Origin of the sequence: Blautia sp. HCP3S3_C12, assembly GCF_052064155.1 — a bacterium.
GTDB lineage: Bacteria > Bacillota > Clostridia > Lachnospirales > Lachnospiraceae > Blautia_A.
This window is the reverse complement of sequence record NZ_JBQHWC010000008.1, coordinates 13555-29125: the sequence shown is the minus strand read 5'-3', so window position 1 is coordinate 29125 and position 15571 is coordinate 13555. Positions and strand designations below refer to the sequence as shown.

Annotated in this window: 15 protein-coding genes; 1 reads left to right on the top strand and 14 read right to left on the bottom strand. The window is 42.3% G+C overall.

What is annotated here, in order from left to right; translation table 11 throughout:
- Window positions 1-12: 12 nt before the first annotated feature.
- The 9 genes from ACTNDS_RS08440 to ACTNDS_RS08400 form a co-directional block, all read right to left on the bottom strand.
- Complete coding sequence (locus tag ACTNDS_RS08440) at window positions 13-1350, bottom strand: TrkH family potassium uptake protein (protein ID WP_441035011.1); 1338 nt, start codon at window positions 1348-1350, stop codon at window positions 13-15.
- 748 nt (window positions 1351-2098) lie between these two features.
- The gene (locus tag ACTNDS_RS08435; protein ID WP_019161960.1) at window positions 2099-2284 is read right to left on the bottom strand and encodes a DUF6440 family protein; all 186 of its coding nucleotides are present in this window, start codon (window positions 2282-2284) and stop codon (window positions 2099-2101) included.
- 355 nt (window positions 2285-2639) lie between these two features.
- A complete protein-coding gene (locus ACTNDS_RS08430) occupies window positions 2640-2846 on the bottom strand; it encodes a helix-turn-helix domain-containing protein (RefSeq protein WP_441035009.1) in 207 nt (68 codons plus the stop codon).
- A 461-nt stretch (window positions 2847-3307) separates the two neighbouring features.
- Window positions 3308-3985 carry a transposase gene (locus ACTNDS_RS08425; RefSeq protein ID WP_441035007.1) on the bottom strand — a complete coding sequence of 226 codons (678 nt, stop codon included), beginning with the start codon at window positions 3983-3985 and terminating at the stop codon, window positions 3308-3310.
- A 463-nt stretch (window positions 3986-4448) separates the two neighbouring features.
- Window positions 4449-5477, bottom strand: coding sequence for an SdpI family protein (locus ACTNDS_RS08420; RefSeq protein WP_441035006.1), 1029 nt, complete (start codon window positions 5475-5477; stop codon window positions 4449-4451).
- Window positions 5461-5766: an autorepressor SdpR family transcription factor gene (locus tag ACTNDS_RS08415; RefSeq protein ID WP_196801867.1), complete on the bottom strand. Its 306-nt coding sequence runs from the start codon at window positions 5764-5766 to the stop codon at window positions 5461-5463. Before ACTNDS_RS08415 ends, ACTNDS_RS08420 begins: the two co-directional genes overlap by 17 nt.
- Window positions 5767-6046: 280 nt before the next feature.
- Window positions 6047-6652: a TIGR04100 family radical SAM protein gene (locus ACTNDS_RS08410; RefSeq protein ID WP_441035004.1), complete on the bottom strand. Its 606-nt coding sequence runs from the start codon at window positions 6650-6652 to the stop codon at window positions 6047-6049.
- A gap of 84 nt (window positions 6653-6736) precedes the next feature.
- Window positions 6737-7273 (bottom strand): TIGR04002 family protein, encoded by a 537-nt coding sequence (locus ACTNDS_RS08405; protein ID WP_441035002.1) that lies wholly within the window; start codon window positions 7271-7273, stop codon window positions 6737-6739.
- Between the two features lie 66 nt (window positions 7274-7339).
- Window positions 7340-8209, bottom strand: a complete 870-nt coding sequence (locus tag ACTNDS_RS08400) for a pyridoxamine kinase (protein ID WP_441035000.1) — start codon at window positions 8207-8209, stop codon at window positions 7340-7342.
- 163 nt (window positions 8210-8372) lie between these two features.
- Between ACTNDS_RS08400 and pdxR the strand changes: the two genes are divergently transcribed.
- Entirely contained in the window at window positions 8373-9698 is a 1326-nt protein-coding gene (gene pdxR, locus ACTNDS_RS08395) for a MocR-like pyridoxine biosynthesis transcription factor PdxR (protein WP_441034998.1), read from the top strand.
- Here pdxR and ACTNDS_RS08390 read toward each other — a convergent pair.
- From ACTNDS_RS08390 to ACTNDS_RS08370, 5 genes are all read right to left on the bottom strand, one after another.
- The gene (locus ACTNDS_RS08390; protein ID WP_118758894.1) at window positions 9695-10339 is read right to left on the bottom strand and encodes a precorrin-8X methylmutase; all 645 of its coding nucleotides are present in this window, start codon (window positions 10337-10339) and stop codon (window positions 9695-9697) included. The two genes, pdxR and ACTNDS_RS08390, sit on opposite strands and share 4 nt — an antisense overlap.
- Window positions 10340-10430: 91 nt before the next feature.
- Complete coding sequence (locus ACTNDS_RS08385) at window positions 10431-11939, bottom strand: cobyric acid synthase (RefSeq protein ID WP_055152915.1); 1509 nt, start codon at window positions 11937-11939, stop codon at window positions 10431-10433.
- A 32-nt stretch (window positions 11940-11971) separates the two neighbouring features.
- Window positions 11972-13015 carry a pyridoxal phosphate-dependent aminotransferase gene (locus ACTNDS_RS08380; RefSeq protein ID WP_441034996.1) on the bottom strand — a complete coding sequence of 348 codons (1044 nt, stop codon included), beginning with the start codon at window positions 13013-13015 and terminating at the stop codon, window positions 11972-11974.
- Between the two features lie 67 nt (window positions 13016-13082).
- A complete protein-coding gene (cbiB, locus tag ACTNDS_RS08375; RefSeq protein WP_441034994.1) occupies window positions 13083-14060 on the bottom strand; it encodes an adenosylcobinamide-phosphate synthase CbiB in 978 nt (325 codons plus the stop codon).
- Between the two features lie 4 nt (window positions 14061-14064).
- Window positions 14065-15459, bottom strand: coding sequence for a cobyrinate a,c-diamide synthase (locus ACTNDS_RS08370; RefSeq protein ID WP_441034992.1), 1395 nt, complete (start codon window positions 15457-15459; stop codon window positions 14065-14067).
- Window positions 15460-15571 lie beyond the last annotated feature (112 nt).

The window sequence follows — 15571 nt, the reverse complement described above, 5'->3', positions numbered from 1 at the left end:
CTTTTCTCCTTCTCATCCAACTGTGATTTTCTCCAGAGGAAGCTTTGCATTTCCCTTATTTCTTCCTGAGAATACTGCATAAATCAGGGTCAGGCCGCCTACGCGTCCCAGATACATCAGTATGATCAGCACAACTTGTGAAAAAACATGAAGTCCCGGTGTGACTCCCAAGGTCAGACCTACCGTGCCCACAGCTGAAGCTGCTTCATACAGACAATCCAAAAGGGGAAGACCTTCGTATACGCTGATTGCAACACCTCCACAAAAGAATAATGTAAAATAGAGCATAGCTATTGTGGCTGCATTTTTTATCACATGATACTCCAGTCTCCGTCCAAAAGCCCCTGCATTTTCCTGACTGCGAAAGGTTGCAATTGCATTCAGAATCAGTACCGTAAAAGTGGTTGTTTTCATTCCTCCTGCTGTAGAACCCGGCGAACCACCGATCAGCATTAACAGTATCATAACCGCTTTTGATGCCTCGCTCATCTCTGAAATGTCTATGGTATTAAAGCCGGCAGTTCTTGTAGTTACCGATTGAAACATGGCAGCTAACAGGCGTTCTCCTGCAGGCAGGTTTTTCAGATCACAGGCAAAGAAAAAAACTGCCGGAAAAATAATCAGACATACAGTAGTCATGAGAATAATCTTGCTTTGCATGCGGTAACGTTTAAAATTCATTTTATTCCTATAAATATCATCCCAGGTGAGAAAACCGATTCCTCCTGTGATGATCAGCAGCATAATTACCACATTTATAAGGATATTTCCAGAATACCCTGTCAAAGACGGAAAGGCATTATCTGCCGTTCCCAGAATGTCAAATCCTGCATTACAAAAAGCAGAAACAGAATGAAAGGCTGCCATCCAGATTCCCTTTAAGCCATAATCCGATACAAAAACCGGCAGCAATAACATAGCTCCTGCTGCTTCAATCAAAAGAGTCCCCTTTAAAATGAACCTTGTCAATCTGACGATTCCTCCAACTTTAGGTGCTGAAATTGCATCCTGCATTGTACTTCTTTGCATGAGAGATATTTTTTTCCCTGAAAGAAGCGAAACCGCTGCCGCTACGGTTACTACTCCAAATCCACCTATTTGTATAAGCGCAAGAATAACCGTCTGTCCGAACACAGACCAGTAACTTCCGCTGTCCTTTACTACAAGCCCTGTAACGCATACTGCCGAAGTGGCTGTAAAAAGTGCCTCATGAAATGGCGTCGGCACTTTCTCCAAAGAAGAAAACGGAAGCATCAGCAAAATGCTTCCCAAAAGGATCACACCTGCAAATCCCAGAATAATCAGCTGAAAAGATGTCAGGTGTTTTTTCCTACACATTTTTTCCGGCATAAATGATCATAACTCCTTACTAATGATTCTATAGCAATATCTTCATAATGCGTTTTATTATATACAATTGCTTTCAAAGATAGTATAAAAGTCTATGATTCCGTATTAAGATTGTATAAAGATTTTCTATTGGAACATACAACTGCAAAAGGGTAAAAAATCAATAGACATGCGGACAGTCTGACGATGAACAGAAGGGCTATTTTCCAGATATCGAACAACCGGGTTCACACCCTATATTGAAGTTTCTTACAAACAATCTGGACAATCCTTCAACAAAATGTCAATAGTTTTTTAATCACTTTTTCTCGAAAATGAGCAAAAAAAGAGAACGTATAGTTTATTCCCATACGTTCCACCTCACATTTCGTAAAGTTTTAAACGATGCTGCCCTTGAATTTCCAAAACGAAACTTACTGTTCTTCTATTGAGTCAACATTTTCAATCCGCATCAGTTTAACTACCTGTTTATCTTTTTTCTCTGTATAGCAAATTTTTATCCATTCATCATCTGCATCTATAATCTTGCAGGACAATTCAGTTTTTCCTGCTAAACTAAACTATCAATCACAGAACCAACAGCTGCACCAAAGCACATCCCTAATGCCATATCTGTTCCCGTATTCTTTGTTGTTTGTTTCATTTATGTTCCTCCAAATACCGATTGAGATTTCACCTGTTTTAAGCGATTTAATAACTGTTATATTTTGTTATTAAATTCTCTGCAAACCCTTGAAAACACTGAATTTTACTTTGTAATTATGACTTTTCCTTCAGAATCCAGAAGAGGTGTAATACCAGCCCCGTATCCAGATTTCCAACAAAGATAATTAACTCCAGTCTCCTTATCTACAAGAATTTGTCGAATCCCTTCATCTTTAAGCGAACTTCCATCTCTAAATATAACTTCAAATCTTTCTTCTTTCTTTGCCATGTTTATTCCTCCTCGTTAAGCGTTAAATCCCGATTTCACGCTTTTTTTCACCCCATATGTTTGTATCTGAGGTATTCAGTCACAAACTTCGGGGATAGGCACCTGTGCCGCAAGGGGAAACAGCCCCTTGTACGAAATCTCTGATTTCGCTGTATTTCCCAGATTGAGATTTCTCAAAACCGGGAGCAGCACCGCAGGTCGCACGATACAGGCAGATGAAATTGCCTGTATAGAAGTGCGCTCTTAGCTTTGCTAAGAGATTTATGCCGTATCCGGCGTGTTATTTTTTTTCAAATTCTTTTTTCGACTTCTGGTGCATTCTGCCAGTTTTAATAATTTGACATGTCTGCTCCTGTTACTCATCATCTGTAAACTCCATCATCTCATCAACGGTGCAGTCCAGTTTCTTACAGATCTTCTCAATCGTCTCCATTGATACATACTGGTTTTTTCTCATCCGGGCAAGAATGTTTCCACTGATTCCAGTGAGGTACTGCATCTCTATCCGCTTCATATTTTTATCTATGAGCATTTTCCACAATCTGTTATAACTTACGCCCATAAGCTACCTCAATATTTCTCATTCAAATATATTTTGATTATATCATGATTCGCACCTTCGGTGCTTACCGTTGCTTCGCAACTATCATGATCCAATTCGCCGTTCGCCAATCATGCAAGCATGTTGGCTCTCTCACGCTCATTATATCACGATTTCGTTAGGTTGAATACCTGTAATTTTTGATTTCTTCTGTAAAATAGAAAAGAGGATATCCCGGCAAAGGGCAGCCTCTCCAACCAAACTTTACTAACACAACTCATTTTTATAAGTGTTTTAAGGAACACTATCATATGACTCCAAAACAGTTTAGAAATGCTTGTGACATGCTCTCGCCACTTAAATCTTACAGATTTTGAAGTGGGAGCTTCCTGCTCAATTGCCCTTCAGGGCAAAGCTAAAACGGGCTATCCCCGCGTGTCCCGCGGTTCTTTTTTATCCGGTTACGGATCTTTTCTGTGCTATTATGCACATTTTTTATATATTCTTTTTCCTTCTTCCAGAATATTGACCGCCGCATTCACATCCCGGTCCATCCGATTTCCACATTCGCACAGGTATGTCCGTTCTGATAATGCCAGCTCTTTCTTTTTATGCCCGCATACACTGCATATCTTGCTGGATGCAAAATATCTGTCTACTTTTATCAGATATTTTCCACGTTCTTCCAGCTTATATCCAAGCATGGAAAGGAACTGACCGTATCCGTTATCCTGTATCCCTTTTCCGAAATGCAGGCCTCTGGCTATCCCCTTCAGGTTCAGATCCTCCACACATACCGCGTCATAGTCTTCTGCAAGGCTGTGGCTGAGCTTATGCTGGAAGTCCTTCCTCTGGTTCTTTATCTTTTCATGATATAATGCAATCTTTTTCTTCTGTTTCTGATAGTTACGGCTGCCCTTTTCACATCTGGAAAGCTTTCTCTGTTCCCGGGCAAGTTTTTTCTCTGCATTCCGGTAAAACATGGGATATCCGGCCGGCGTATTTTTCAGCATCTTTTTTTCTTCCTGATAATAACGGATCTTATCCGCAAGCATCCGGTTATAGAGAAAACGACTGCAGCCGATTGTCTTCTCTATCTGGGTTATCTGTTCTTTATTTGGATAGATCCTTATTTTTACTGCCCGGTTTATCTTTCTCACCCTGACTCTCTATATACTGATGGATTGTTTCAACAGGTGCTATATTTCAAAGATTTCTTTTGTTCTCTCTGACATCTTATCGTCCAGCATCTTTCTGCTATATTTCATAACCAGAATCAAACAAAAACACTGAATGAGAATTATTATCTAAACTCATTATGTACACTCACTTATTACTTATTTCGACCGTCCAAATTTCAAGAGCATATTGTTCTTTTTTCTATTATAATATATTTATTGTATCAGAACAAGTGTTTTTGCGATTTTTTATGAATTTGAGCAGACATGCTCGAATGTGCAATTCATCCCCTCACCTATAGGTGAGGGAATTCTTGCTACGGTTGTTAGAAATAAATGATTTATTATTATCAGAAGAATCTTTTTTCTATAAAAATGACCTTTTTGTACTCTTACAGCACCAGCCATACATACAAAAAGGTTATTTTTTATAATTAAATACACACTAATTCATCTGACATTTCTCTCTGAGAGTGTCATAAATTTTCTTTGTTTCTGATTCATCTGCGCCATTTACCACCAATATTTTTCCGCCTATATCCATAACTACATATGAGTGGCAGGATGCATGGGTGTAGCGGATATAATCTCCATAAATATCATTTCTGAAATTTCCCATACCATACTTCAGGTTTCCCATACCATTTGTTCTGCGGTCATTCCAATTTTGAAATGAATTTTCTTTGTATGAGATACTGTCAATCTGCTCATAATCCACTGTATAATCACTCCATCCCTGTGCCTCAACAGTAAAATCATTATCATGGAAACTGATATCAATACCACCCCAGAACAAAGTCCATATAGTAAATATTACGACAAAAACTGATACGATTACATATATCACGATTGTCTTCTTGTTATACTGGATTTTTAATTTTTCTCCGGCTGCCATTTTTTTCTTATAAAAAAGATAAGAATAAAGAATGCTGACAATTGCAGCAGCCATAATGCTCACAATATACAAAACCAAAGCAGCAATGCTTTCTCCAAAAAGGCCGCAAAGCATACATAAGACACCTGATGCCACCCATAATTTTCCACTGAATCTATGAGTTGCACTCCAGTTTTCTTCATCCTGCAATGTCCATACAACCCTGATTCCTATGGTGTTATTCTGTTTCACCTTTGGCAAATAATTTCCTATGATCATAAACAGTAATCCTGTTCCAAAGTAAATTACTGCCATAAACAGATTCTCACTGTCCGCATCCATACTGATCAGTCTTGCCATACCATTATAGATTAACGCGGTAACAGGTATCATCCATATGATCATCCCTATAACCTTGCTGCTCTGCTGTCTGTTCCTGTTGTCATAAAAGATGATTGTCACCAGTATACAATCTGTCACTACAAAAAACACGTTTATCCATATGCTCTGCGCCATCGTAAAACCCACCAAAATTCCTGCAAGCATTACCAGTACAGAACAGATCAATGTACCTTTATATTTTTTAATCATTTCCTTCATAATCCGATACCCCCTTTAAGTCTGTGATCCACAACATAACATCCTCCAATACAGAAGTATTTAGTTCGTAATAAATAAATTTTCCTTCCCTTTTGCTCCTGATCAGATCAGCATCCTTTAATATTGCCAGATGTCTGGATATGGACGCCCCCGTCACTGAAAAATGTTCACATATCTCTCCTGCTGAAAGCCGTCCGCCCTTTAACAAATTTAGAATCTCACGTCGTATTGGATCTGCCAGTGCTTTCAATGTATCCTGTAATCCCAATAGTTCATCACATCCTTTCATTTAACATTTAACCTAATTGTTAAATATAATATAGTATAAAGAATATCATATGTCAAGTGCACTCTCTTATTGCTTATTGCTTATTGCTTATTACTTATTACTTTTTGCAATTTTCGAAGAAGGGGACTTCATCCTGCCCGGAAGGCTTTTTATGTTATAGAAACATTACGGAGTAATTTCCTATAATATAAAAAATAAGCAGCCACGCACGGTAAGGTGCATGACTGCTGTAGTTTTCAGACAAACTCAAAAGTCAAAAACAGAAACTTTCTATTCTGTATCACGGTGAATATTTTCTCACTCTTAACGGAATCCCATTCTGAGCAGCCAGGATTTTGCTCTGCTCTACTTTTTCCTCGCCGATCACATCTACAACTGTGAAGCGTACATCATCAAGATACTGCTTACAGTCTCTTGCAAATTTCAACATGGCATCAAAGGATTTCTCGCCGTATGCAGGACGGACTACTTCATTGTAGGAAGCTGCATCCGGCATATTCAGGCTGATGGATATACTGTCTACAGCCTGACAGATTTCTTCTGCAGTAGAACGTTTGTGAATCAGATCAGATAATCCGTTGGTATTCAGCCTGATCCGGAATGGGTATCTTTCCCTGATATATTTGCTTACTGCTATAAGGTTCTCAAGAGCCATGGTCGGTTCTCCGTATCCGCAGAAAACCACTTCATTGCAGTCTGAAAAATCAAACTCATCAATGGCTTTGTAAATCTCTTCCAATGCTGGTTCATGTTCAAACCAGAGATTGGATGCCTCACCGATGGCATCCTCTGTATTTCGGATGCAGAAAGTGCATCTGCATGGACATTTATTGGTAATGTTAAAATATATCTGGTTTTTATATCTGTATATGATATCTGTTGTCATTTTATATTCTCCTCAGTTTCAAGCGGATAAAATCATCCGCTTCGCTACTTGATCCGGTTAACTTCAGTTATTTTATTTTTCCTATTATTTCGCAATATTAGTCTTAAATCCGATTTTATCAAGTGCAGTACCGATGATCACAAACATAATGGCACTTCCCCCTGACTGTACAATGCTTCCACTGACAGAAGTAAAGAAGGATGCTGTAAATCCAAACATAATTCCTTCTGCAATATAGTATCCTGTTGCTGAGATGGCGAATGCAAGAAGTAATGCAACTACATTTCTCTTTGTGATCAGCTTTGTTCCCTTAGAAGAAAACGGAAGACAGATCAGCATTTTGATAATTATGGTTGCAGGCGCCCATACAGGTGCTGTCAGAAGATCTGCCAGGCCACCTCCGATCGCTCCTGCCGCACATGCGTAAGGCAATGGCAGAAACGCTGCTGCCAGATAGATCATAGTATCTCCCAGATGTACATATCCTCCGTTCACCCCTACCGGAATGTGGAAGATATAAGCTGTCATTAAAGTAGTCAATGCTGCCATTACCGCTGTGGCTGTGATCCTTTTCACTGTGTCGGCTGTTTTGATGTTTTCTTTTGCTGTTAATTCAGACATAATATGATCCCTCCTGTTATATATTTTACTTAACTGTCCGGCATTTAGTATCTATGATTTCCTGTCTTATATCTGTGTCAGTATCCCCAGATATTTTTCAAAGCAGACTCCATCATTTCTGTCAGTTCCTTCTTCCACTGCATCGTGAATAGCTCCACCCAGAAATTCAACAGCCTTCTCCACACATGCTTTCATGGGAATCCCTCTCACCATTCCCGCACTCAGAACAGATGCCAGAAGATCTCCTGTTCCGGAATAGCTGCCACCCTCTTTTACAGAAAAACACCAGTCCGCTTTTTCTTTTTCCAGAACCAGATTTCCCATTTTCGCTCTGCCGTCACTGCCGGACACCTCTACTCCTGTGATCACAACTGATTCCAGCCCAAAACGCAGAGTCAGATCTCTTCCAGATTTTTCAATTTCCTTAAGCAACTGTGTTTCTTCCATATCAGAAAGTGCTTTCATTCTTTCTTTCATCCCCTCTTCTCCATACAGAAGAAGAAGTGCCTCTGTCAGGTTCGGCGTAATCACTGTAGCTTCTCTGACCAGAGTCCGCATTTTTTCACAGAGAGTCTCTGAATAGGTTTTGTATGTTTCCCCTCTGTCTCCCATAACCGGATCAACCAGGATATGTGTTCCCTCTGTGCAGAACATATCTACAAATTTCAGGATCAGATCCACCTGTCTGGCATCTCCCAGAAATCCTGTATAAACACCATCCGGTGTAAATCCCGTTTTTTTCCACTCATCCATGATCAGTTCCATCCGGTCTGTATAATCATCCCAGAAATAAGATCCATATCCTGTCTGATTACTCAATATTGCGGTGGGCAGCGGACAAGCCTGGACTCCCATGGCGGAAATTACAGGAATCGCCGCTGTAAGAGAGCATTTTCCCAGACCGGACAGATCATGAATTACTGCAATTTTTTTCAATTTTTTATTCCTCTTGCTTTCTTTTATGCTTTGTATTAATATAGCATCACAGTGGATATATGAATATAGCCAGATTTAATGTTTTTTTAAGGGTCAGTTTATTTTTAACCCTATAGCAATTCAAGAATGCCATCAGCATGTTTGAAGGATCGGAGTTTTACATATGGAATTGATTTTAGATAAGAATAAAAAAAAGGAGCACCTGTATCTGGAGGTGTTCCACTATTACAGGGAACTGATCATGGAGAAAAAGCTCCCGCCCGGAAGCAGGATGCCCTCTCTTCGAAAATGTTCGCAGGAACTGAAGCTGAGCCGCACCACCATTGAAAATGCCTATCTTCAGCTGGCTGCGGAGGGATATATTATTTCCAAAGCCCAGAGCGGATACTATGTGACAGATATAGCTGACAGACAACACACATCTGTCAGAAAAACAGAGAAACATGCTCAGACACCTTGCCGGTTTGATTTTGCTTCTTCAGGAGTAGATCGGGAGAGTTTCCGTTTTGACCTTTGGAGACGTTATATCAAAAGCGCTCTTCGCCAGGATGAAAGATTACTGTCTTATGGAGAGCCTCAGGGTGAGGCTGACCTGAGAGATACACTTGCCGATTATGTGAGAGAACGTAGAAACGTGCTGTGCAGTAGGGAGGATATTGTGATCGGTGCAGGTATTCAGAGTCTTTTGCACATCCTCTGCCCGCTCCTTGAGCAACGCCAGACTGTTTCTTTCCCCAATCCTTCTTTTGTACAAGGAAGCACTGTATTTCATGACTATGGATTTCAGGTAGATTACAGGAATAAGGATTGTGATATTATTTATGTTTCTCCTGCACATATGACAAAATGGGGTGATATTATGCCTGTTTCCAGACGCCTGGAGCTGGTGAATTACTCTGCTGCACATGGCAGTCTGGTCATTGAGGATGATTTTGAAAATGAATTTGTGTATCTGCAGAAGCCTACCCCTTCTCTTTTTGGTCTGGCAGGCGGTCAGAATGTGGTGTATCTGGGAACCTTTTCCAGACTTCTGCTGCCCTCCATCCGTATCAGCTTTATGGTCCTTCCTCCGGAGCTGTCTGTACTGTACAGAAAAAAAGCAGCCCAATATAATCAGACAGCATCAAAAACAGAGCAGATTGCTCTGTGCCAATTTATCCGGGATGGTCACTTGTCAGCACAGACCCGTAAGCTGAAACGTCTGTATTCTGTAAAGCTGAAAGCACTCCGCAGTGCTGTGCGGGAAGTATTTGGAAAAGATTCCCAGATCCAGACCGGAGCCGCAGGTACCAGCCTGGCCCTGACTCTGTCCACAACTCTTACCTGGCAGGAGCTTCAAAAAAAGGCACAGACCAATGGTCTGCGCCTGCAGCTTCTGAGAGAGACTCCCGGTAAGATTACCCTGATTCTCTCCTGCTCCTCCATGCCTGTGGCAGATTTCGTCCCGGCATGCAAGCTGTTAAAGGATATCAGTCAGATACAGAATTAGTATCCTCTGTTATTATCAATCATATAAAGCAATGCATTACAGATACATGCGGCAACATTGCTTCCGCCCTTTCTTCCTCTGGCTACAATATAAGGTACGTCTGCCTGCATGATCAGTTCCTTGGACTGAACCACGTTTACAAAGCCTACCGGCACACCGATGATCAGCTCAGGATCCAGCTTGCCCTCCTCAATCAGTTCATAGAGACGTACCAGCGCAGTGGGGGCATTTCCGATGGCAAAGATCAGCTTCTTTCCCATGGCAGCAGCCTTATCCATGCTGGCTGTAGCTCTTGTGGTTCCGTTGGCTTTGGCTGTGGCAGCTACGTCCTCATCAGAGATAAAGCAGAATACTTCTCCGCCGTAACGGGAAAGGACTCTCTTGTTGATCCCGGACTCTGCCATGTGTGTATCTGTCACAATGCAGGCACCGTCTTTGATAGCAGCAATTGCTTTCTCAACTGCATTCTCAGAGAAACAGAGGTTCTCTGCATAATCAAAGTCTGCGCTTGTGTGAATACATCTTTTTACGATCAGCTCTGTTCCGGGAACCAGCTTTTTATCTCCAAGTTCCTCTGTGATGATCTCAAAGCTGCGTTTCTCTATATCCATTGGTTTTACATTTTCCAGTTCTACTTTCATTCCTTATCTCCCAAATTCCATAAATTCCCGTATACAATAGTTACATCTATCACTCATTGGTTTATCTGGATTTTCACCATACAGTTCCGGATCAGATTCCCTGCTCCAGAATTTCGTAGATTTTCTTCATATCCAGATGTTTTCTCAGTTCTGCTGCCAGAATATCATACTGGGTTTCTTTAAATGCTGCAAAATCGATTCCTGTCATCTGAGATACATCGATTCCCTTTTTCTCACCCAGGACACGTACAACAGCCTCTGCCACATCTTCCCTGTCAAAAACTCCATGGACATAGGTTCCACAGACATTTTTACAGTATGCACCGTCTTCCTTACACTCTCCTGACACCTGATCTTCAATGGATACACTGTGTCCGGCCTCGCCTTTTAACACAGTTTCTCCCATATGGATCTCGTAACCCTCCAGTTCTGCGCCGGAAAGTGCCTGCAGCTCTCCCTCAAGTTCCAGAAATCTGCCGGAAACTCTGGTTCTGGTTTTCTTTTCCGCAAAAACAGTATCCATAGGAAGCAGTCCCATTCCCTTGATGGTTCCTCCGGCTTCCACATGATGAGGGTCACTTAAGGTCTCACCCAACATCTGATAACCGCCACAGATTCCAAAAATGATCTTACCCTTTGCAGCTTCCTTCAAAACTGCAGCTTCCAGACCATTAGCCCGCATCCACAGCAGATCTTCCATTGTATTTTTTGTTCCTGGAAGGATGATCATATCCGGATTTTTCAGTTCACTGACATGCTGCACATATCTCAGGGAAACTCCCGGGATACTTTCCAGTGGATTAAAATCTGTGAAATTGGAGATCCTTGGTACCCGGATCACCGCAATATCAATAAGATCCACTTCCTGTTTTCTGTCAAATCTTTCTGTGAGGCTGTCCTCATCCTCCACCTGAATATCCAGATACGGAGCCACTCCCACTACAGGGATATGGCTTCTCTCCTCCAGCATCTGCACTCCCGGATCAAGGATGGTCTTGTCGCCGCGGAATTTGTTGATGATCAGACCCTTTACCATCTCTCTTTCATCCTCTTCCAGAAGCTCCACTGTACCGATCAGCTGTGCAAAAACACCACCTCTGTCAATATCTCCCACCAAAAGCACCGGTGCCTTTGCCATCTTTGCCATTCCCATATTTACGATATCTTCTGTTTTCAGATTAATCTCCGCCGGGCTTCCGGCCCCCTCGATCACAATGATATCATTTTCTGATGCCAGTTTATCATAAGCTTTCATAATATCCGGCACCAGCTTTTTCTTATATTTAAAATAGTCTCTGGCACTCATGGTTCCCAGGACTTCTCCGTTTACGATCACCTGGGAGCCTACATCATTGGTAGGCTTCAGAAGAATGGGGTTCATCAGCACAGAAGGCTTAATTCCGGCTGCCTCCGCCTGCATCACCTGAGCTCTGCCCATCTCCAGCCCCTCTTCTGTAATAAAAGAGTTCAGTGCCATATTCTGGGATTTAAAGGGTGCCACCCTGTATCCATCCTGTTTAAAAATCCTGCAAAGCCCTGCTGCCAGAAGGCTTTTTCCTGCATTGGACATTGTCCCCTGCACCATAATTGCTTTTGCCATTTTTTGTTTCCCCTTTTCTCCTGTATAAATACTTATGAAAGCACTTCTTCCAGTACCTCTATCAGCTTTTTATTCTGTTCATGCAGCTTCACTGCCACACGGTAATATCCCTTTTTCAGCCCCGGATAGTTACTGCAGTCCCGGATCAGGATTCCCTTTGCAACACATCTTTCAAAGAGATCCTCAGGTCCGTAAAAGAATATATAATTTGCTTCAGAAGGATATACCGTCAGCCCAAGCTGTCTCATCTTTTCCTTCATCCATGCAGATTCACAGAAAATGATCTGCCGTCCTGCTTCCACATATTCTGCTTCCTTCAGTGCTGCCATTCCTGCCTGCTGTGCCATGGTAGACACATTCCAGGGCTGGGTGACTGCCTCCATCCGGTCAAGTACTTCCCCGTCCGAACAGAATCCATAGCCCAGCCGCACACCGGGGATCGCATATCTTTTGGTAAATGCCTTAAGAATAAAAAGTCCCGGATATTTTGCCAGTTTTTCCTTCAGCGTATGTTTCTCCGGATCTTTTACAAAATCCAGGAAGCACTCATCTACTACCATAAATATTCCCTGCATGGCACAGGTTTCCAGAATTTCTTCCAGAAGGTCCTGAGGTATGGTGATCCCTGTAGGATTATTGGGATTACACAGGAAAATAATATCCGGCTTTTCTCTTTTCAGAACATCCGGATAATCTTTCTGTATACAGAAATCATTTTCCTCTTTCAGATAATATCTGCTGATTTCGCAGCCAACACTGATCAGTGCCTGTTCATACTCCGCAAAGGTAGGAGCAGGAAGAAGGGCCTTCTTTGGATTCAATGCCCTGCTGAGGGAAAAAATAAGGTCTGCGGCTCCATTCCCGCAGATCAGATATTCTTTTTTTGTATGTTCATAATCTGCGATTGCCTCTTTCAGAGGTCCGCATCCTACACGGGGATAATCACTCAGGTCCTCTACACTGTCTATGATCGCCTGCTTTACACTCTGCGGTGTTCCCAGCGGATTACAGTTTGCAGAGAAATCCAGACAGTGATCATATTTATAAACATCACCGCCATGTATATGTTTTGTCATCAGTTGTCTCCTGTCTTACTATACATGTTTTATATTAACAACTATTCAGCAATCCACGTTACCGGAATTATAAAAAGAAACAATATCGCACCGCGCTTCCGATCAGAAGGAATATCACAGCCCCCAGGATCGCTGTTGCATAAAGCAGGCGGTTGGAACGTCTGATATCCTCCACCTCCACAGGGCGGATTCCATCTCCGATGGTTGGTTTTTCATAAAGCTTTCCGAAATAGTAAGCATTGCCTGCAAGCTGTACCTCCAGCGCACCTGCCATTGCTGCCTCTGTCTGTGCAGAATTGGGGCTGGCGTGATTTCTTCTGTCTCTGCGGTAGATCTTCGCTGCATTTTTCACATCCATTTTTACAAATGCAGAGGCTGCCACCATCAGCCATCCTGAAAGTCTGGCTGGAATATAATTGGCCACATCATCCAGCTTTGCAGCGCAGCGACCAAAATACAGATATTTATCATTCTTATAACCCAGCATGGAATCCATGGTATTGATTCCTTTGTAAAGAAACATCAGCCACACTCCGCCGATTGCCATATAGAACATCGGTGCTATAACACCGTCTGAAGCATTCTCTGCCACAGTTTCTACTGCCGCCTTTGTAACCCCCTCCTCTGTCAGCGACTGGGTATCACGGCCTACGATCATGGATACTGCATAACGGGCCTCATCCAAAGTTCCGTTTTTCAGTCTGTCATAGACTTTCATGCTCTCTGTTTTCAGAGATTTCGTTGCCAGAAGCTGATAACACCAGAAGGTTTCCAGTGCAAATCCCGCCCATACTGAAATTCCATAGAGAATGTGCAGGATCAGAAATGGGATTCCACCGCTTAACAGACAGACAAGGATCACTTCCACTGTACCTGCAGCCAGTTCGCCCTTATCTGTTTTCGGAAAAATCTTTCGGAGTATTTTTTCCAGAAATGCGATCAGATTTCCGATCAGACATACCGGATGATACAGCCATCTGGGATCTCCTATCATAAGATCAAGTATGAAGCCTGCAGCAAGAGCAGGCATACTGTAATATAACATATTTTTAAAACTCCTTGTTATGATATTCCAGACATTTCATGAGAAAAGCCCTGGGAATCTGGGGATTTCCATAATAATAGATATGAGGATATCCTGCCAGCAGATTACTGCTGCTATGTATACAGTCCCAGCCTCTTTTACTTAAAGGCTTCGCCGCATGGAAGTCACTTCCGCAATTATCAGAATCAAAATAGTGGAATTCATGAGCCGGAATCTCACCGATCTCCTCTGCACTTCTGCCGAAAACAGGCTTCCCGGCAGTTAATGTGATATATCCAAATCTGGTCAGTCTGGGAGTACGGAAACATTTTCCGGGGATCACTCCGCAGGTTTTCCGGAACACTCCATTCATATCCTCCATCTGCTCATGAAGATACATAAAGCCTCCGCATTCTGCCATACATGGCATACCCTGTTTAACTGCCTGTGCAATCTCCTCTTTCATGGATGTATTGCGTTCCAGTGCCTCTCCATTTAATTCCGGATAACCGCCATAGAGAAGAAGCCCATCCAGATCTGCAGGAAGATGTTCATCATGAATTGGTGAGAAATCAACCAGCTCTGCACCCATTTCCTGCAGGAGACGGAAATTGTCTTCATAAAAGAAACAAAAGGCTTCATCCTTTGCCACTCCGATACGCAGCTTCTGTGGCAGACAATATCCATATGTCTCGTCTTTCTGTACCAGCGATTCCGGCACCTGCAGCTCCTCTGCATGCCTGGCAAGTGCAAGAATCCTGTCAATCTCCAGTGTATCTTCCAATATTCCGGCAAGCTTCTGCAAACGTTCCTTCAGATCAGAAATCTCCTCAGGAAGCACAAGACCCAGATGACGGCTCTCGATCACGCAGTCCTCTACCTTTGGCACATATCCAAGAACCTCCACCTCAAGCTGTTCTTCCACCAGCTTCTTCATTCTGGGATAAAGCATGGGGGACATCTGGTTAAAAATCACGCCTTTGATATGACTGTTCTCTTTGTACTCCATAAAACCTTTAATATAAGCTGCCAGGGAAATACTCATCCCTCTGCTGTTTACCACAAGGATGACCGGAGTATCTGTGGTATCTGCCAGATCATAGGCGCTTGCTTTCGTGGATATTCCACCCACGCCGTCATAATAGCCCATAACACCTTCCATCACTGCAATATCACAGTCTGCTGCATTTTTCCCAAGCAGGTATCGGGTTGTCTGGGCATCTGTAAAAAAGGTGTCCAGATTACGGGATTTCGTCCCGATGACTCTGGAATGAAACATGGGATCTATATAATCCGGTCCGCATTTAAAAGATGCCACTTTCATTTTTCGATTGACCAGTGCCTGCAGAAGTCCGCAGGTGATCAGTGTTTTGCCACTGCCGCTGGATCCTGCCGCAAGAAGTATTCTTGGAATATCCATCCCTGTTCTCCTCTGTTTCTGTCCTATATTTTTTCAACAATTTCAGGGCATTCCAATCTATTAACTGTTAATCTGTATTTCCTTAACTGTTAATTTGTAATCCCTGATATCT

What these genes read in the sequence shown, in the direction of transcription:
- ACTNDS_RS08440 (WP_441035011.1), bottom strand. Translation starts at nt 1,350, where the DNA reads ATGCCGGAAAAAATGTGTAGGAAAAAACACCTGACATCTTTTCAGCTG.
- ACTNDS_RS08435 (WP_019161960.1), bottom strand. Translation starts at nt 2,284, where the DNA reads ATGGCAAAGAAAGAAGAAAGATTTGAAGTTATATTTAGAGATGGAAGT.
- ACTNDS_RS08430 (WP_441035009.1), bottom strand. Translation starts at nt 2,846, where the DNA reads ATGGGCGTAAGTTATAACAGATTGTGGAAAATGCTCATAGATAAAAAT.
- ACTNDS_RS08420 (WP_441035006.1), bottom strand. Translation starts at nt 5,477, where the DNA reads ATGAAGGAAATGATTAAAAAATATAAAGGTACATTGATCTGTTCTGTA.
- ACTNDS_RS08415 (WP_196801867.1), bottom strand. Translation starts at nt 5,766, where the DNA reads ATGAAAGGATGTGATGAACTATTGGGATTACAGGATACATTGAAAGCA.
- ACTNDS_RS08410 (WP_441035004.1), bottom strand. Translation starts at nt 6,652, where the DNA reads ATGACAACAGATATCATATACAGATATAAAAACCAGATATATTTTAAC.
- ACTNDS_RS08405 (WP_441035002.1), bottom strand. Translation starts at nt 7,273, where the DNA reads ATGTCTGAATTAACAGCAAAAGAAAACATCAAAACAGCCGACACAGTG.
- pdxR (WP_441034998.1), top strand. Translation starts at nt 8,373, where the DNA reads ATGGAATTGATTTTAGATAAGAATAAAAAAAAGGAGCACCTGTATCTG.
- ACTNDS_RS08390 (WP_118758894.1), bottom strand. Translation starts at nt 10,339, where the DNA reads ATGAAAGTAGAACTGGAAAATGTAAAACCAATGGATATAGAGAAACGC.
- ACTNDS_RS08385 (WP_055152915.1), bottom strand. Translation starts at nt 11,939, where the DNA reads ATGGCAAAAGCAATTATGGTGCAGGGGACAATGTCCAATGCAGGAAAA.
- ACTNDS_RS08380 (WP_441034996.1), bottom strand. Translation starts at nt 13,015, where the DNA reads ATGACAAAACATATACATGGCGGTGATGTTTATAAATATGATCACTGT.
- cbiB (WP_441034994.1), bottom strand. Translation starts at nt 14,060, where the DNA reads ATGTTATATTACAGTATGCCTGCTCTTGCTGCAGGCTTCATACTTGAT.
- ACTNDS_RS08370 (WP_441034992.1), bottom strand. Translation starts at nt 15,459, where the DNA reads ATGGATATTCCAAGAATACTTCTTGCGGCAGGATCCAGCGGCAGTGGC.